The following is a 17,664-nucleotide window of genomic DNA, read 5'->3' on the forward strand; positions in this document are numbered from 1 at the left end:
ACGGGCATGACGAGAAAACTACGACGAACCCTTGCCGCGGTAGCGGCCTTGGCGACACTGCTCCCGGCGACGACGACGGCGGCCGCTGCCGCACCACGAACGGCGGCCGCCCCGCAGGCGGCCACGCCGCAGAGGACCGCCGTCCTGGTGTTCCACGGCCCGGTGGCCGAGCAACAGGACCCGGTGTCGCGCGCTGTGGACACCATCAAACAGCTTGGTGCCGGTCATGACATCGATGTCACGGCCACCACGGATCCGGGCGCCTTCACCGCGGCCGGGCTGTCCGCGTACCGCAGCGTGGTCTTCCTCTCCGCGACGGGCGCCGCGCTGAACCGCGACCAGGAGTCGGCGCTCCAGAGCTACGTCAAGGCCGGCGGCGGTTTCGTCGGCATCGCCGACGCCGCCCGCGCCCAGGTCGACTCCACCTGGTTCACCGGGCTGATCGGTACCCGCCCGGCCGGCGCCATCCCGGTCGCCGAGCCGGTGACCCGGGTGACCGCCAGCGGCGAGAACCCGCCCAACGAGACCAAGGAGAAGCTGACCGACGGCGACGCCAACACGAAGTGGCTGGTCCGCACCCCGACCGCCTGGGTGGCGTACGAGTTGAGCGCACCGAAGAAGATCACCGGGTACGCGCTCACGTCGGCGAACGACTCCGCCGGCCGGGACCCGAAGGACTGGACCCTTCAGGGCTCCACCGACGGTCAGAGCTGGACCGACCTGGACCGCCGCACCGGGCAGACCTTCCCGGACCGCTTCCAGACCCGCCGGTTCGACATCGCCACGCCGCAGGAGTTCACGCGCTACCGGCTCAACGTCACCGCGAACAGCGGTGAACCGCTGGTCCAGCTCGCCGACCTGCGCCTGTTCACCGGCAGCACCACCGCTCCGGAGCCACCCGCGGTGAACCGCGCGGTGGTGAACATCCTGGACCGCAAGCACCCGGCCACCGCGTCGCTGCCGCTCACCATCACCCGGTCGGACCGCTGGGAGAACTGGGACCCGAACCCGATCGGCACGGTGCACACCCTCGCCCAGGTCGAGGAGCGGCACTACAACCCGGGGGCGGCCGCCAACGGCGCCTTCCACCCGGTGTCCTGGTGCCGGGACTACGACGGCGGCCGGTCGTTCTACACCGGGATGGGCCACACCGAGGGCAGCTACGGCGAGGAGGCGTTCCGCACGCACCTCACCGGCGCTCTCAACTGGACCACCGGTCGGGTACGCGGCGACTGCCAGGCCACCATCGCCGCGAACTACAAGGTGGAGCGACTCACCGCCGCCAACCAGACCGGGCAGCTGGACCAGATCGGCGAGCCGCACGGGCTCACCATCGCGCCGGACGGCACCGTCTTCTACGTCGGCAAGGCGGCCTGCCCGAGCGGCCCCATCGCGGACTGGAACAACCCGAAGGTCGGCCTGGGCTGCGGCACCATCCACTCCTGGGACCCGCGAACCAAGCAGGTCAAGCTGCTCACCACCCTGGAGGTGATGGGCAACCGGGGCAGCGGCTCGGAGTTGGTCAAGAACGAGGAGGGTCTGCTCGGCATCGTGCCCGACCCCGCGTTCGCCGAGAACGGCTGGCTCTACGTCTACTGGATGCCGCACGACTCGGTCGACCGGGTGAAGCGGGTCGGTCAGCGGACCGTCTCGCGGTTCACCTACGACCGGCAGGCGCAGACCGTCGACCAGGCCACCCGCAAGGACCTGTTGCAGTTCCCGGTGCAGATCCACAGCTGCTGCCACGCCGGCGGCGGCATGGCGTTCGACGCCAAGGGCAACCTCTACGTCGGCTCCGGCGACAACAACTCCTCGGAGGGGTCGCAGGGTTACGCCGGCAACAACTGGACCGAGGAGTACCAGGGCATCTCGTTCCAGGACGCCCGTCGCACCTCGGGTAACACCAACGACCTCGCCGGCAAGATCATCCGGATTCACCCGGAGCCGGACGGCACGTACACCATCCCGGAGGGCAACCTGTTCCCACCGGGCACCGAGAAGACCCGGCCGGAGATCTACGTGATGGGCGTACGCAACATCGCCCGCCTCCAGATCGACCCGGTGCACCAGTGGCTGACCGCCGGCTGGGTCGGCCCGGACGCCTCGTCGCCCAGCCCGACCCTGGGCCCGGCGAAGTACGAGACGGCCACCATCATCACCTCCGCCGGTAACCAGGGCTGGCCCTACTGCATGGGCAACCGGCAGCCGTACCGCGACCGCAGCAACACCGACGCGACAGTGCTGACCGGCTGGTACGACTGCGACAACCTGAAGAACACCTCGCCGCGCAACACCGGACTGGAGGACATCCCGGCGGCCCGGGACAACATGATCTGGTATTCGCCCGACGGTGGCGGCCCGGTGTTCCCGAAGCGGACCGACGGCAGCAACCTGCCGACCTACGTGGCCGCTGACGCCACCTACACACAGCCGTACCTGCGCGGCGGCGGGCAGGCCATCATGTCCGGCCCGACGTACCACCGCAGCCTCGTCGACACCGCCAGCGGCGTGGCGTGGCCGGAGCACTGGGACGGCAAGTGGTTCATCGGCGACCAGTCGAACGCCGCCAACCGGGTCGCGGTCACCGTCGACCCGGCCGGCGTGCCGCAGGCCGCCCCACCGGTGTACGCCGAGTCGCTGCGGGCCATCATCCCCGGTGGCAACGGCGACACCCGGTTGCAGAGCTGGATGGACGCGAAGTTCGGCCCGGACGGCGCGCTCTACCTCCTCGACTACGGCGGCGGCTTCTTCAGCCTGCACGCGAACCAGAAGCTGATCCGGGTCACCTACACCGGCGGGGCGCCCACCCCGGCACCGGCGGCGACCTCGGTCGCCGTGCAGAACAAGCCGCTGACCATCGCCTTCACCGGTTCCCGCTCCGGCGGCGTGAGCCACCGCTGGGAGTTCGGCGACGGCACCACGTCGACCGAGGCGGATCCTCGGCACACGTACGCCACTGTCGGCACCTACACCGCGAAGCTGACCGTCACGTACGCCGACGGTCAGACGGCGACGGTGCAGACCACTGTGACGGTGGGCTGCGCGGTGCCCGACGACCGGTCGACGGTATGGCTCGGCGACACCGACACCGGGGTGCCCAGTCGCACGGTCGGGCAGGGCTGCACGGCCAACGACCTGATCGACGACGAGAGCACCTGGACCGACCACAACGGTTTCGTCCGGCACGTCACAGCCGTCGCCCGCGCGTTGCAGGACGACGACCTGCTCAGCACCCGTGAAGCGGGCACCCTCACCCGCCTGGCCGCCGCGTCGGAGATCGGCCGGGAGGGGCACACCGGGTACGAGCCGCTCTTCGACGGCACCACCGAGTCGCTGCGCGGTTGGCAGCAGGCGCCGTCGGGCCAGTTCGACATCCAGCCGGACGGGTCGCTGCGCTCCAGCGGTGGCCTGGGCATGCTCTGGCACACCAAGGAGCTGGGCGACTTCTCGCTGAAATTGCAGTTCCGGGACATCGCCCCAGGCACCGGCCGGGCCAACACCGGAGTCTTCATCCGGTTCCCGGACCTGCGAACGCCCCTGGACCAGCGGCCACCGGACAGCTGCGGCACTGTCGGATCGGCGCGGACCTCGCCGGCCTGGATGGCGATCTACTGCGGACACGAGATCCAGATCTACGACGGTGACACCGGTGAGCCGCAGAAGACCGGCTCGGTCTACAACTTCGACCCGGTGCCGCTGGCCCAGGCCGGCGTCACGCCGAAGAACGAGTGGAACGACTACGAGATCCGCGCCGTCGGGCAGCACTACACGATGATCCGCAACGGCGTGGTGATCAACGAATTCGACAACACGCCGGGCAAGCAGTCGTCGCGAGCCGGCGACCCGCCCACCGACCTGCGGCAGTTCCTGCGCGGCTTCATCGGCCTTCAGAACCACGGTGACAACGACCTGACCGAGTTCCGCAACATCCGTGCGCGAGAACTCTAGGAGTGACGATGACCCGACGACTGACGGCCGCGCTGGCGGCGTTCCTGCTCACGGTGATCCCGTTGGCAGTGACGCCCGCCTCCGCCGCCCCGCGCGTCGCCGCCGACCAGGTGTTGACCTGGACCGCCGACGACAGCATCACCCGATACAAGTCCGCGCCCACCACGGCGGTGGCCGGAGCGACCACGATCATCTGGGAGAACAGCGCGGCCACCGGCAACACCACCGGGATGCCACACACCCTGACCTTCGACACCAGCACCGAGGGCTACAACCACGACGTCACAGTCAACATCCTGGCCAGCCCGTTCGACGCCAACGACGGCCGCCACCAGGCGACAGTGACGCTGACCCCGGGCCGGTACCGGTACTTCTGCTCGATCCCCGGCCACAGCTCGATGGTCGGTGAACTGGTGGTCACCGACGGCGGTGGCGGTGGCGACACCACCGCGCCGACAGTGACCGCCGCGGTCTCCGGCGACCAGGACCAGGACGGCAACTACCTCGGCGCGGCCACTGTGACAGTGACCGCCACCGACGCCGACTCGGGGGTCCAGACCGTCGAGTACCAGGTCGACGACACCAGCTTCCTGCCGTACACCGAGCCGGTGCGGGTGACCGCGATCGGCGACCACGCGGTGCAGTTCCGCGCCACCGACCAGGCCGGCAACACCAGCGCCGTCGGCTCGGTGGCGTTCCGGATCGTCGAGCCGGGGGAGGAGGACACCACAGCACCGGTGGTCACGGCCGCGCTGGCCGGCGACCGCGACGGCGACGGCAACTACATCGGTACGGCCACCGCCACGCTGACCGCCACGGACAGCGGATCCGGTGTCGCCACCATCGAGTACGCCCTGGACGGGGCGGCCTTCACCGCGTACACGAACCCGATCGTGGTGAACACGGCCGGGATGCACATGTTGCACTACCGGGCCACCGACGTCGCCGGGAACACCTCGGCGGAGCAGATGTCCCACTTCACCGTCGTCGAGCCGCCGGCCGAGGACACGACTCCACCCACCGTCGCCGCCACGGTGACCGGTGACCGGAACGACGACGGCGGGTACGTGGGCGGCGCGACCGTCACCGTCACGGCCACCGACACCGAGTCGGGCGTGGCGAAGATCGAGTACGCGCTCGACACCGGGGGCTGGACGGCGTACGCCGCTCCGGTCGCCGTCCGCGCACCCGGCGCGCACACAGTGCGCTACCGGGCGACCGACACGGCGGGGAACTCCTCCACCGAGCAGTCGACGTCGTTCACGGTGGTGGCCGACAGCACCGACCGCTGCCCCGACTCCGACACCCGGGCCACTGTGGTCATCGACAGTGGCGACACCGGCGTGCCCAACGTGGACACCGGCGACGGCTGCACCATCAACGATCTGATCGACGAACACGCCGACTACCCCGGCCACGCCGAATTCGTCCGACACGTCGAAGCGGTCACCGCCGCACTCGTGACCGGCGGCACGCTCGACCGGCGGCAGCAGGGCGCCATCGTCCGGGCCGCGGCCCGATCGGACATCGGCGCATGAGTCCTCGAACCTCACCGACAGGGAGTACCACGATGCCCGGACGTACCGTCGTCAAGCTCGCCACCGTGAGCGCCGTCATCGCGGCCTCGGTGCTGGCCGTGGCGCCCACCGCACACGCCGACCTGGTCACCCACTGCATCGGCACCGGCGGCGCGGTGACAGTGCCCAACGACCTGCTCGTGCCCGCCGGCGAGTCCTGCGCGCTCACCGGCACCACGATCACCGGCAACGTCACCGTCGCGGCCGGCGGCAACCTGGTGGTGACCGGTGGCCGGGTCAGCGGTGAGGTACGCGTCGCCGCCGACGGGTACCTCGACGCGACCGAGACGACAGTCGACGGCCAGGTGGTGCTCGCCGCCGGGGGGTACGGCATCTTCCTGAAGGACGCCCGCACCGGCACCGTCACCGTACGGCCGAAGGGCTCCACGACCATCGACAGCTTCCTGTTCGCCGAGGCGTCGACGGTCGCCGGGCACGTCAACGTCGGCGCCGGCGAGGTCCGGCTCGACCAGGGCACCCAGGTGCAGCGCAACCTCAGCAGCACCGGCACCTACTACACCGACCTGCACGACTCGTTCGTCGACGGCACGCTGTCGGTGCTCAACAGTGCCACCGGCAGCGTGGTCTGTGGCAGCGCCGTCCAGGGCCGGGCCACCTTCGCCGGCAACCTGGGCGGTGTGCAGCTCGGCCCGAACGGCGCCCTCGACAGCTGCGCCTCCGGCGGTTACTGGGGCGGGGACGTGAGCATCACCAGCACCACCGGCGGTGTCACCGTGGACGACAACATCATCAACGGTCAGTTGGCGGTGACGTCCAACGACCCGGCCGCCCAGGTCGCCGCCAACAACCGCATCCGTGGCGGGGTGACCGGCGACCAGGCGGCCGCGACCACCAACCGGTCGGCCCGGGTGGCCGGCCCGGACCGAGAGGACGCCGGCGACCAGCGAGCCGAGGTCCGCCGTACCTCGGCGGTGCAGGAGGCCACCGAGGCGGGCGCCGCCCGGCTTTAGCTGATCGACGCGACGGCGGCCGGTCACCCCTCGGGGCGACCGGCCACCGCCGTCGTACCGGGTCCGACCCGTCGCGGGAGCCCGTATTGCCTACTACTGACCATCAACGCCAGGCGTCACCACAGCTCAGGGACATGTCGTATCTTGCGGACGAGTAAATGCCTTTTGCCGTCGGTCAATACGAGCCAAGTGACCGCTTACTGCTGCGGCGGGGGAGTGAGCCAGGCGAGGGGTTGGCCGGTGAGGGCGGCGTCGGCGAGGCGGTGGGCGCTGGCGGTCTTCAGGGCGGCTCGTGAGCTGTCGATCCAGCGCTGCACGTTGTCGATGCCCTGGTGGCGGTACTCGACGGCTTGGATAAGGCATTCCAGCTTGTCAGCGTCGCGGGCGACGACGGCTTCCAGTGTCTCGCCGGCTTCGTATTCGGCGACGGCGGCGGTGATGACGTCGGCGACGGCTGGGGGGCAGGCGGCGACCTGGTCGGCGGTGACGGCGGTGTTGGGTACGGCGGTGAGGTAGCGCTTGGCGATGTGTGGGATGTCGGTGATCCGGGTTTCCTGGGTGTCGTGCAGGGTGCAGAGCATCGACACTCGGGCTGGGTCGGCGCCCTCCATGGCAGCGAGCATCATTCCGATGAGCGCCGTTCGGAACGAGTGCTCGGCGATGGACTCGGGTTGCTTGACGCCGGCGAACCACCAGCCGGTCCGGGCGGCGCGTTTGAGGACGCCGGCTTCGAAGATGAAGTTCATCGCTCCGGCGGCGTCGTGGTCGTCGGTCATCTGCCCGTCCCTGTGCCGGTGAGTCCGTCCGCCCGCAGGCCGTAGACGATAGAGGTTAGTTCCTGCCGCGACTGCGCGGAGATCCGGTCGCTGTCCAGGAGCGGGCCGCTGCGGTCGAGGAGCGCCCGAGTCACGGCGGGGTGTCGAGAGCGAGACCGCGTCGTGCGGCCAACAGAGTTCAGACGATGGAGCGTCAAGGAGTCACGAATTGCCAGCTGCCGGAGTAACAGGGTGGCAATTCATACATGGACGCCGCAGCGCATGCCCCGAGGGGCTACACGCGAGGGGCCAGGGTCTTGATGTCGGCGTGGGAGGCGGTGCGCAGCGTGTGAGGGGTTATGAGGCGGTGGGCAAGCCGGTAGCGTTGGGTGGCACGGCGGCCTGGGCGTCGACGGTACGTCCGCGCTATGAGGAGGTCCGGGATGGATTCCTTGCCGGAGTTGACTTTCGGGCAGCGGTTGAAGGTCTATCGGGAGCGGTCCGGGAAGACCCGTGCGGTGCTCGGGGGATTGGTCGGGCGCAGCGCCGAGTGGGTCAAGGCGGTGGAGACCGATCGCATCCTGCCGCCGCGCATTCACATGTTGGATCGCATCGCGCGTGCTCTCAAGGTCGAGGTGTCTGCCTTGGCCGGGGAGTTGAGCACGCGGTCTGCTGTGGTCAACGGACCGGAGCATCCGGCGCTGGCGTCAGTCCGGGACGCGGTGAACCGCTTCGCAATGTCCGACGAGGCATCCCCGGAGTCGTTGATGAGCCTGCGAGAGCGGCTCGCGATGGCGTGGCGAGCACGCCATCAGGCGTCGGATCACCGCACTGTGCTGGGTGGGTTGTTGCCGGGGCTGCTGCGCGATGTTCAGCGTGCCGCGTTGGCGTACGAGGGTGCTGAGCGTCGGCAGGCTCAGGCCCTGTTGGCGGAGACGTTCGGGCTGACGCAGATGTTCCTTGCTTATCAGCCCGCTGCCGAGTTGTTGTGGCGGGTTGCGGACCGCGCGATGGTGGCGGCGCAGGAGTCCGGCGACCCGGAGGCGGTGGCGTGCGCGGGATGGTTCCTGTGCCAGGTGCACCGGGATGCCGGTGATTGGGACACCGCGATGGCGGTGACCCTGGACCTCCTGGCAACGCTGGAGCCGCGCGCGGCCGACGGGACCACGAACCTGTTGGCGCTCCGGGGTGCACTGAACTTCGAGGCTGCCTACACCGCTGCCCGTGCTGGTGAGGAAGGTCGGGCCTGGCGGTACTGGGATCGCGCGGACCGGGTGGCGCAGCGCCTGCCGCAGGGCTTCTATCAGCCGCAGACGTCGTTCTCACAGGTCATCATGGGCGCTCATGCGGTGACCGTGGCGGTGGAGTTGCAGAAGTCCGGTGAGGCGGTGCGCCAGGCGCGCCGTCATGATTCCGCAGCGATCCCGTCAAGGCCGCGCCGGGCACGCCATCTCATCGAGGTCGCGCGGGCGCACTACGGCAAGGACGACAAGGAAACGGCTGTGCTGACTCTCCGGCAGGCGTACGAGTCGGCCCCGGAGACGATCCGCTTCAACGGGTACGCCCGGCAGATCACCTTGGACCTGCTCGACGGTCCGCGTTCCACTCGTGACGACGCCCGTGACCTTGCGATCAAGGTCGGGCTGCTCTCGTAACCAGGGGTAGGAACCTTACCCATTCCGCTCTGCGACCCACCGTAGCTTCGTGCTCACGGGATGCGGTGGGTGGTGCGGGTATCGCCTGGTCGCCGCGTCCCTCTCAGCTGTGAGGGCGGGAAGCTGTCCTCGTGCTCGAACGAGGGAGGGTCCGTGCGGCGCGTCTCGTATGACGAATACCTCTCGGCCACCGCGCTGACTCTCGCCCGCAGGCATCGGCCGGTGTGGTCGTGGCGGCTCTGGCGGCATATCTGCCGCTGCGGAGCCGACCTGCCGTGCCGTTCCCGGCACCGGATTCCGATCAGTCGTGGCCACTGGCCACCGGAAGGTGAGCAGTGAGGAGCGGGCAGCGGAAGGCGATCATCGCGGTGCACGTCCGAGGGCTGAAGGTGATGTGCGCCGGCTGCCGGGCGTGGTGGTCGCTGCTCACGCCGTACCCGTGCTGGCAGGTGGACTGGGCGGCGAGCCAGCAGACGCGGTCGCTGACGGCGGCGCTGCTCGGAGGCCGCGTATGACCACGCACGGCCCGGTGCTACCGATCTGGAGCTGCGCCGGCTGCGATGCGCCCTGGCCCTGCCGCACCCGGCAGCGCGAGCTACGCGCCGAGTTCGACGACGCCCCGATCTCCCTGGCCCTCTACCTGGGCGCCCAGCTGGTGCGGGCCTCCGAGGACCTGACCTGGGTGCCGGCGGGGGCGCTGCACAGACGCTTCCTCGGCTGGCTTCGGTGAGCATCCTGCGGCGCGGCGACGAGAAGGTGCGGATGCTGCGCCTCGTCTGATGCCAGGTCGCCGACTAGACGAGGTCTCCGGTCTTCGATTCCGCCCGGTGGCTGAGCCGTCCACCGGAGACCTCACTACGTCTCGATCTGAGCTGGCCCGCGAACGATCCGTGGGCCAGCTCAGATCGACCGTCCGCTCTAGAAGTTGCCCGCCGAGTTGCACTTGACGCCCTGGTCGAGGCAGTTGCGCACCCGTGCGGCGAGCGCCTCGTCCTTCCACGCGTTGAAGAAGTCCGCGTGCATGGAGAACGACGTGCCGGACGCGAGGGTGATGCCGTCCGTGTTCGCGCTCAACGGGTACGAGATCACGAAGGACACCGACGGGACGGGCACCGGGTGGCTCTTCGGGCACGCCCCGGTGTGGTCCCCGTTGGCCATGTGCGCCTTGTGGTCGGGGCTGTCCAGGTGCTTGCCGTCCCAGCAGTCCGGGAAGGTGATCTGCCGGACGATGTTCGCGGTCTTGGCGCAGACCGGGAACGTCTTGTCGGCGCTGCGGCCGATCTCGCCGCCGATGCCGGCGCACCAGAAGTGGTTGCCCTGCTTGTCCGGGGTGTCGACCTGGGTCTTGGCGTTACCGGTGATCATTCGCAGGCCGAACGGGAAGGGCTGGGTCTTGCTCGGGTCCTTCAGGCGGGAACCGTAGTAGACGGTCACCTCCTTCGGGTCCACGACCTTGCCGTTCTGGTACATCGTCGGCACCCAGTAGGCGGACTGGTCGTCCGGCGAGTTGCAGGTGGTCGCCTTGGACGCCCGCAGCGATTCGGCTGTCGAGTTGGCGTCGGTCGACTTGTTGCCCCAGAAGGTGTGGTTGTGCGAGCCACCCACCAGCTTCGGCAGCACGATCGGGTCGTCGCTGTTGTGGTGGCTGGTCGTACAGCCGACGTTGAATTCGGGCACCTTGACCGGGTTGCCGGTCACCGGCTTGGGCTTGCGCGCGAAGAACGCCTTCGTCGCGGCGGCCTGCGCGCCAGCGTCGATGGTGATCCAGCCGCCGGATGCGGTGGGCGGGGCGGCGCTGGTCGCCGGCGTTCCGGGCTTGCCCGGCGCGGACGGGGTGGCCGAGGTGCCCGGGGCGCTCGGCGTGGCCGACGGGTCGCCAGGGGCGGTGGCCGTCGGCGCGTCCGGGCCGGACGAGCCGATGCCGGTGTCGCTGGACGGTCCGGACGCGCCGGGGCTTGCCGGCGCCTCCTTGCATCCGCCGGCCAGCGCCAGGCTCACCAGCAGCAGGGCGGTGACGGAACGACGGTGTCGAGGGGTGGAACGGAGATTTATCAACGGGGGCGCACCTTTCTTCCGAGAGGGAAGAATACGAGTGGACCCCCTACCCGCTTCCAGTTGGAACGATTAATTCTCCCTTAAATAGCGCTCAGCGATTGCCTGGTCAGCTTTGTGGAGTCGCCGTGATATCGGCTCGATCTCAATTCTCTGATTTCTCTCCAAAAACCGTAATCGGCGACTGTGGCGCCACTCCACTTCTTGAATGGTTGGCCGTGTCGGGTCAGCAGCGCTCGCGTGCCTTGCGCAGGAAGGTCTCCCGTGGGATGACCTTCGTCGAGTTGTGTCCGTCCGGTGCCAACACCTGGTCCGGGCCGATCCGTGGCAGGTCCGCGAGGGTGAAGTCCACCGAGAGGGCCTCAGGGCGGCTTGCCCCGTCGAGGGTGTAGGTGACTCCGGGGCGAAGTTCGGTGAGCAACTCGACGTCCACCTCGGCGCCGGGCTCGGACCCGGGGACGTCGACCGGCTCGTCGACCTCCCAGCCCTCCGGTGGCTGACCCAGCAGGGTGACCTCGACGACCTCGCTCGCGGGCGGGCCGCCGATGCTCCATCGGATCAGTGACCGTTTGCCCGGTTCACCCTCATGGCCGTTCTCGAACACGCGGATATTGGCGTCACGGTCGTAACAGGTGACCAGCACGCCGACCGGCCGGCCGTCCTGCACGGCGAGAGCGACAATCGGCTGCTCCGCTGGCGAGCAGGCGGTCAGGAGGAGGAGGGGCAGCGGTAGCAGAATCCATGAACGTCGTCTTCTGCGCATGTCGGCCAGCATTCCATGGCAGCATCACACTTCGATGCCCCGCGGATCACGAAAGGAAAGCGCAACGGTCGGACCTGGACCGCGTGCCGTGCCGAACGTTCCCACCTTCGTTGCGTGGTTTCCGGAAACAGCGCGGGGTGCCGTCGACGCGGAGAGAATTGCCGCCACGGAGCACACGGAAGCCGGGGGACGTTCGATGGTTTTACGGAGGCGTATGGCGCTCGTCGCGGTGGCCGTCGCGGCGGCACCGCTGGTCCTCGGTGGGTGCACCACCGAGCGAAAGGCCGCCGTACGTCCCGCCGAGCAGGTGGTGCCCTCGCCCGAACTGACCGTCACGCCGGCCGATCTCTCCCGGAACGTGCCGCTCAGCGCCGAGGTGGTTCCGCTCGTCACGGGTGGAAAGATCACCGCCGTGCGCATCGTCGACGAGGCGGGCACGACGGTCGGGGCGGAGCCACGCGAGGACGGCTCGGCCTGGGTACCGAGCGCCCCGTTGCGCCCGCAGCACACGTACACCGCGTCGGTGACCGCCACCGGCGACTCCGGGCGGACCACCACCCGCACCAGCAGCTTCACCACCGCGGCGGCGTCGACGAAGCCGCAGGTGAGCAGCACGCTGTACTTCGCCGACAAGCAGACGTACGGCACCGCGATGCCGGTGACCATCGGTTTCGATCCGCCCATCGCCAGGTCCGCCCGCGCCGACGTGCAACGTCGGTTGTTCGTCACCACGAGCCCGCCGCAGCCGGGTGCCTGGTCCTGGGTGGACGACGGCAGTCAGGTCTACTACCGCGCTCCCGACTTCTGGCGACCCGGCACGACGATCAGTGTCCGGGCGGGCCTGACGGGTCTGCCGATCGGGAAGAGCCACGTCGGTGACGCCGACCGCACCGCGACGTCCCGGATCGGACGGCAGGTGTCGCTCGAAGTCGACAACGCCACCAAGCAGATGCGCGTGCTACGGGACGGCAAGCTGATCCGCAGGATCCCGGTCAGCCTGGGCAAGCGCAGCACCCCCACGTCCAGCGGCAAGATGGTGATCATGGAGAAGCACCAGTACACCACGTTCGACACGCGCGGCGAGCCGAACGGCGGCTACGTGGTGAACGTCGAGGACGCGCAACGGCTCACCTGGGGCGGCGAGTTCATCCACGGGGCACCCTGGTCGGTGTCGGATCAGGGACACCGCAACGTCTCGCACGGCTGCACGAACATCTCGGCGGCCAACGCCGACTGGTTGATGGGCGTCACCCGGGTCGGTGACCTGGTCACCTTCACCGGCACCGAGGTCCGGCTCCAGTCGGGCAACGGCTGGACGGCCTGGAACACCAGTTGGGGCCAGTTCATCAAGGGCAGCGCGCTGCCCGTACCCGCGGATCTGCGACCGGCCCCGGCGTCGGCGCCGCCCGCCCGTGCGGTCGCCGGTGGCGTGCCGACGCCGGGGCCGTCCGCCTCCGGAGGCTGAACCCCCGGGCGCCCGGCGGGCTCTCGCCGCTGGCGCGGCAGCCCTACCCTCCGGGCCATGACGGCAGGGGGTGGCGCTGGTCAAGGAGGACGGCGAGTGGCGCGTCTGCCAGTGAGAGACCGCACCGCCGCCGTGCAGAAATCGGCGTGCGAGCTACGGTGAACCTGACGCTCGCGTGAGGAAGAAGGCTGTGTGGCTGACGTCACCGGCCTGGGGGAGGGGTCGATGCGGATCGGGGAACTCGCCACGAAGACCGGGGTGTCGGTACGAGCCCTGCGCTACTACGAGGAGCAGGGCCTCCTGACTGCCGCACGCAGCAGTGGCGGTCAGCGCCACTACCTCGACGACGCGATGGACCGGGTCTATCTGATCCAGATGCTGTACGCGGCCGGCCTGTCCAGCCGAACCATCCTGGACCTGTTGCCCTGCGTCGACGCGAAGGTCAACACACCGCAGTCGCGGGCACTGCTCCGCGCCGAACGCGACCGCATCGATCGGCAGATCACCCAACTCCAGCAGGCGCGCAAGCGGCTCGACGAGGTCATCGCGGACAGCGAGAGCCCAGCCAGCGGATGCACTCATACGGGCACCGACGCCGTGGTGGCGTAGCGACGCGGCGAGTCCCGGTCGTCACCACCCGCCGCGATCTGACCTCAGGGCGATCGGTGGCAGCTCAGCAGGGCGTCGCTTGGCGTGTCGAGTTGCTCAGCTGCCAACGATCACAGATTGGGCCAGCTCCGGGATGCCGTAGTGCTGGTCGAGGACCTGCATGGCGGCGCCCGCGGCGATCACGTCCGCGCCGAGGCTGGACAGGGCCACCCTGGTGCTGAGCCAGTCCGCGCGCAGGGTGTCTGCCCCGACTGCCTCGGTGACCGCCGCGAGATAGGTCTGCGGATGCCGCAGGAGGTCCGCGCCGGTCAGCACCACGTGAGCGAGGTCGAGGGTCTGGAGCAGGTTGACGACGCCGACGGCCAGCACGCGGGCGGCGTGTGCGATGTCGCCGGCCTCGACGGCGCGGTGGTGCACGATCTCCAGGCACCCGTGCCGGCCACAGACGCAGAGGGGCCCGGTCAGGTCGACGACAGTGTGGCCGAACTCGCCCGCGTTGGTGTGTGCCCCCCGATGGGCCGCTCCGCCCAGCCAGAAGCCTCCGCCGATGCCCGACTCGACCATGATGAGGGCCGCGTCGCCGAACGCCGCGCCGTGCCGCCAGGCCTCCGCCGTGATCCCCGCGGTGACGTCCTTGTCCAGGTGGACGGGGAGACCGAGGTGTTTCTCGGCGATCTCGCGCAGCGGTACGTCGTGCCAGTGCCGCAGGCCGTGGGCGTCCCGGACCAGGCCGTTGGCGTGGTCGAGTGGGCCGATCATGCCGATGCCCAGCCCGGTGAGTCGGCCCCGCAGGTCGCCGATGCCGGCCATCGTGTCGATGCCGGTGCTCAGGGCGTCGAGGAGTTGCCCCGGGGTGAAGTCGCGGGGCAGCGGGCTGACCGCCGAGTGGTGCACGGTGCCGGCCAGGTCGACCAGGACGAGCCGCAGCGTGCGTCGGGCCACGTGGGCGCCGATCGCGTACCGGCTGTCCGGGACGAGTTCGTAGACGACAGCGGGCTTGCCGATGCCCGGACGCCGGACGCCGGCGGGGCGGATCAGGCCGTCGGCGGTCAGCCGGGCGATGACCTTGGAGACCGCCTGTGGTGTCAGGCCGGTCGCCTCGACCACTGTCGCGCGCTCGAACGTGCGAGCCGTGCGCCCCACCGCCATCACGAGAGCCTGGTTGTAGCCGCGGAGGAACGTGACGTCGGCAGTGACGCGAGTCATCTCACCACCCTATTACGCAACGCTGTTGCTAAATTTTTTCGGTGATCGAGTTGAGTAGAGGTCGACGGCTGGCGGCGCTTGCCGCTCTGGCACTGGGCGGCGTCGCGGTCGGCCTGACCGAGTTCGTGGCGATGGGGCTGCTGCCCGACATCGCCCGCGGTCTGCTCCCGCACGAGTACGCGCGGTCGTCGTCGGACGCCGTCGCCCAGGCGGGCTGGATGATCACCGCGTACGCGCTCGGTGTGGTCGTCGGCGCGCCGCTGATCGCCGCGTTGAGCGCGCGCCTGCCCCGCAAGAAGCTCGTCCTCGGGCTGCTCGTGATGTTCGCCGTCGGCACTGTCGCGTCCGCGCTCGCCCCCACCTTCGATCTGGTGCTGGTGGCCCGGTTCGTGGCGGCGCTGCCGCACGGCGCGTACTTCGGTGCGGCCGGTCTGCTCGCGGCGACCCTGATGGGCCCCGGTAACGAGGCCCGTGGTTTCGCCACAGTGCTCGGCGGTCTGACCGTGAGCAACCTGGTCGGCGTACCGCTCATCACGCGGCTCGGGCAGACGGTCGACTGGCGGGTGGCGTACCTGGTCATCGCCGGTTTCTTTCTGCTCACCCTGCTGGCGGTGCTGGCGGTCGTTCCGGAGGTCGCCGCGGCGGTCGACGGCTCGCCGGCCGCCGAGTTGCGGGCGCTGCGGACCTCGCAGGTCTGGCTGGTCGCCGCGACCGGCGCTGTCGGCTTCGCCGGCTTCTTCGCGGTGAACACCTACATCGCACCGGTCACCACCGACGTCGCCGGTCTCTCCGCCGCGACGGTGCCGTGGACGTTGGTCGCGGTCGGTCTGGGGATGACCGTCGGCAACGCCCTGGGCGGCTGGCTGGCGGACCGCGACCTCCAGCGGAGCATGGTCATCGGCTTCGTGGCGATGATCGTGAGCATCGCCGTGTTCAGCCTCGTGGCGTCGACGAGCGTGGGCCTGTTCGTGGGCGCGTTCCTGGTCGGGGCGACCAGCCTGTATCTCGGTCCGGTCCTGCAGGCACTTCTGATCACCGTCGCCCCGGGAGCGCAACTGATGGGCGCGGCGGTCAACCAGTCGGCCATGAACATCGCGAACAGCCTGGGCGCCGCACTGGGCAGCGTCGCCATCGCCGCCGGATTCGGCTACCTCGCGCCGGCCCGGGTGGGTGTCGCTCTGGCGGTCGTCGGGTTGATCCTGGGGCTGATCGGCTTCGCCGTCGGGCGACGAGTGCGCGAGCGGGTCCCGGCGACCGTCTGACGAGTGCGGGTCCCGGCCACCGTCTCGACCTGAGGTGGCCGGGCCGTCCGCGAGGTGCGCTCAGAAGTCGTCCACGCTGACCGTCACCCGGTCGGTGCTCGATCTCCAGTTGGGCACGTTGATCACCTCGTGGCCGCCGCCGCGCTGGCCCACGGTGATGCGTACCAGGCCGAGGTGTGCCGGCGTCGCCGGGATGAAGACGTCCATGCCGGTGATGAAGGTCTGGCTGAAGAACTCCGGCAGCGGGGCCGACAGGTCGGTGACGCCGTCGCTGCCGTCGTCGAAGGCGAAGATGCCGATCGTCCGCTTGGCGCGTGGCGTGTTCGCCGCGTTCAGGACGTCCCTGCCGTTGATCCAGAGGTGGTCGCCGGCGTCGCCCTGGTCGCCCCACCACTCCTTCTGCCGTTGGATCGTGAGCGCCGTGTGCCGGTCGCTGGTCTCGACCAGACCGCTGAGGCCCTCGCCCGGCTCGCTGGTCGCCAGGCGCAGGAACGAGTCCGAGCGGAGGAACGGCTGGAAGTAGAAGTGGTGCGTCGCGGCGCCCGGGCGCACGATGGCGAACTCGTAGCGTGCCGTGGCGAGCACCGGGAGGGGGCCGAATGAGCCGTCGACGCCGAGCGACAGCCGATGCGCGGGCCGGTGTGACAGTCGGCCGCCGGTCAGTGGGCTGACCGGGTAGACCTCGAGGATCGCACCGGTGACACCGACGTTGCTCGGGAAGAGCACGGCGCGGCCGGAGACCCGGGCGGCGCCGAAGAGTTGCGGCACGATCCGCGTCGTGTGAGGCGCGTGGCCCCGGAGGAAGCCGAAGATCTCGGTGAACGACTCCGCCGAGGACACGGTCTGGGTGTGCGACTGGTCCGGCAGGTGCACGTTCGTCGCGCCGGCGACGGCGCGGGCCGGGTCACCCTCGCCCCAGATGGCGAGCGTGGGCACACCACCCGGCGGGGAGGTCGCGGTGCGCCCGTCCAGGTTGACGTAGTGCGCGACCCGGACGGCGCGCTCCGGCGAGCTGTTGAGGTAGCCCTGCGAGACGAAGGTGCCCAGTGAGTGCGCGACGAGGTCGACCCGGTCCGCGCCGGTGGCCGCGAGCAGGCGGGAGATCCGTGCGTCGAGTCCCGCGTACACCTGGGGCAGGATCGTCGCGATGTTCGGGGAGTCGTACTCGTGGGCTTCGATGATGTCGATCGGGTACCCGTTGCTGGCCAGCCGTTTGGCCTGGGTCTCGAACTGCGCCGCTGATCCCGCGCTGCCGTGCACGAAGATCACTGGACGGTGTGTCGGTGTGGCGGCGGCTTCGGCGGCGCGTGGCACGGCGACGACGGACAGGCTGGCCGCGAGGGCGACCCCGGCCACCACGGAGAGCAGGCTCCGGCGAGATGTGTGCATCGATCCTCCACC

14 protein-coding genes and 1 pseudogene are annotated in these 17,664 nt (G+C 69.8%); 9 read left to right on the plus strand and 6 right to left on the minus strand.

Annotation, left to right across the window (positions count from 1 at the left end):
* Positions 1 to 6 precede the first annotated feature (6 nt).
* Genes AB0B68_RS16710 through AB0B68_RS16720 form a run of 3 tightly spaced genes read left to right on the plus strand, consistent with a single transcriptional unit; the run spans position 7 to position 6,496 of the window.
* Positions 7 to 3,948 (plus strand): ThuA domain-containing protein, encoded by a 3,942-nt coding sequence (locus tag AB0B68_RS16710; RefSeq protein ID WP_357260809.1) that lies wholly within the window; start codon positions 7 to 9, stop codon positions 3,946 to 3,948.
* A gap of 8 nt (positions 3,949 to 3,956) precedes the next feature.
* On the plus strand, positions 3,957 to 5,486 hold the full coding sequence (locus AB0B68_RS16715) for a plastocyanin/azurin family copper-binding protein (protein WP_357260812.1): 1,530 nt from the start codon (positions 3,957 to 3,959) through the stop codon (positions 5,484 to 5,486).
* A gap of 32 nt (positions 5,487 to 5,518) precedes the next feature.
* Positions 5,519 to 6,496 (plus strand): hypothetical protein, encoded by a 978-nt coding sequence (locus AB0B68_RS16720; protein ID WP_357260815.1) that lies wholly within the window; start codon positions 5,519 to 5,521, stop codon positions 6,494 to 6,496.
* A 197-nt stretch (positions 6,497 to 6,693) separates the two neighbouring features.
* Here the strand turns inward: AB0B68_RS16720 and AB0B68_RS16725 are convergent, their stop codons facing one another.
* Both AB0B68_RS16725 and AB0B68_RS16730 read right to left on the minus strand, forming a co-directional pair.
* Positions 6,694 to 7,272 (minus strand): HD domain-containing protein, encoded by a 579-nt coding sequence (locus AB0B68_RS16725; RefSeq protein WP_357260818.1) that lies wholly within the window; start codon positions 7,270 to 7,272, stop codon positions 6,694 to 6,696.
* Positions 7,269 to 7,447, minus strand: a pseudogene (locus AB0B68_RS16730) (transcriptional regulator); the annotation flags it as partial. The pseudogene AB0B68_RS16730 and the gene AB0B68_RS16725, both read right to left, overlap by 4 nt.
* Positions 7,448 to 7,694: 247 nt before the next feature.
* On the opposite strand from AB0B68_RS16730, the gene AB0B68_RS16735 reads away from it, so the two are divergent.
* The 3 genes from AB0B68_RS16735 (at position 7,695) to AB0B68_RS16745 (ending at position 9,636) form a co-directional block, all read left to right on the plus strand.
* The gene (locus AB0B68_RS16735; protein ID WP_357260822.1) at positions 7,695 to 8,906 is read left to right on the plus strand and encodes a helix-turn-helix transcriptional regulator; all 1,212 of its coding nucleotides are present in this window, start codon (positions 7,695 to 7,697) and stop codon (positions 8,904 to 8,906) included.
* A 335-nt stretch (positions 8,907 to 9,241) separates the two neighbouring features.
* Entirely contained in the window at positions 9,242 to 9,421 is a 180-nt protein-coding gene (locus AB0B68_RS16740; RefSeq protein ID WP_357208110.1) for a hypothetical protein, read from the plus strand.
* Entirely contained in the window at positions 9,418 to 9,636 is a 219-nt protein-coding gene (locus tag AB0B68_RS16745; RefSeq protein WP_357260825.1) for a hypothetical protein, read from the plus strand. Before AB0B68_RS16740 ends, AB0B68_RS16745 begins: the two co-directional genes overlap by 4 nt.
* 188 nt (positions 9,637 to 9,824) lie before the next feature.
* On the opposite strand, the gene AB0B68_RS16750 is transcribed toward AB0B68_RS16745, so the two are convergent.
* Both AB0B68_RS16750 and AB0B68_RS16755 read right to left on the minus strand, forming a co-directional pair.
* The gene (locus AB0B68_RS16750) at positions 9,825 to 10,961 is read right to left on the minus strand and encodes a DUF1996 domain-containing protein (protein WP_357206900.1); all 1,137 of its coding nucleotides are present in this window, start codon (positions 10,959 to 10,961) and stop codon (positions 9,825 to 9,827) included.
* Between the two features lie 223 nt (positions 10,962 to 11,184).
* The gene (locus AB0B68_RS16755; RefSeq protein ID WP_357206902.1) at positions 11,185 to 11,721 is read right to left on the minus strand and encodes a hypothetical protein; all 537 of its coding nucleotides are present in this window, start codon (positions 11,719 to 11,721) and stop codon (positions 11,185 to 11,187) included.
* A 214-nt stretch (positions 11,722 to 11,935) separates the two neighbouring features.
* Between AB0B68_RS16755 and AB0B68_RS16760 the strand changes: the two genes are divergently transcribed.
* Both AB0B68_RS16760 and AB0B68_RS16765 read left to right on the plus strand, forming a co-directional pair.
* Positions 11,936 to 13,186: an Ig-like domain-containing protein gene (locus AB0B68_RS16760; protein WP_357206904.1), complete on the plus strand. Its 1,251-nt coding sequence runs from the start codon at positions 11,936 to 11,938 to the stop codon at positions 13,184 to 13,186.
* A gap of 225 nt (positions 13,187 to 13,411) precedes the next feature.
* Positions 13,412 to 13,795, plus strand: coding sequence for a MerR family transcriptional regulator (locus tag AB0B68_RS16765; RefSeq protein ID WP_357206916.1), 384 nt, complete (start codon positions 13,412 to 13,414; stop codon positions 13,793 to 13,795).
* Positions 13,796 to 13,891: 96 nt separating this feature from the next.
* On the opposite strand, the gene AB0B68_RS16770 is transcribed toward AB0B68_RS16765, so the two are convergent.
* Positions 13,892 to 15,001 carry an ROK family protein gene (locus AB0B68_RS16770; protein ID WP_357206906.1) on the minus strand — a complete coding sequence of 370 codons (1,110 nt, stop codon included), beginning with the start codon at positions 14,999 to 15,001 and terminating at the stop codon, positions 13,892 to 13,894.
* Positions 15,002 to 15,042: 41 nt separating this feature from the next.
* On the opposite strand from AB0B68_RS16770, the gene AB0B68_RS16775 reads away from it, so the two are divergent.
* Positions 15,043 to 16,263, plus strand: a complete 1,221-nt coding sequence (locus tag AB0B68_RS16775; RefSeq protein ID WP_357206908.1) for an MFS transporter — start codon at positions 15,043 to 15,045, stop codon at positions 16,261 to 16,263.
* A 60-nt stretch (positions 16,264 to 16,323) separates the two neighbouring features.
* Here the strand turns inward: AB0B68_RS16775 and AB0B68_RS16780 are convergent, their stop codons facing one another.
* Positions 16,324 to 17,652, minus strand: a complete 1,329-nt coding sequence (locus AB0B68_RS16780; protein WP_357260828.1) for an alpha/beta hydrolase — start codon at positions 17,650 to 17,652, stop codon at positions 16,324 to 16,326.
* Positions 17,653 to 17,664 lie beyond the last annotated feature (12 nt).

It is taken from the genome of Micromonospora sp. NPDC049049 (genome assembly GCF_040649115.1).
Lineage (GTDB): Bacteria > Actinomycetota > Actinomycetes > Mycobacteriales > Micromonosporaceae > Micromonospora.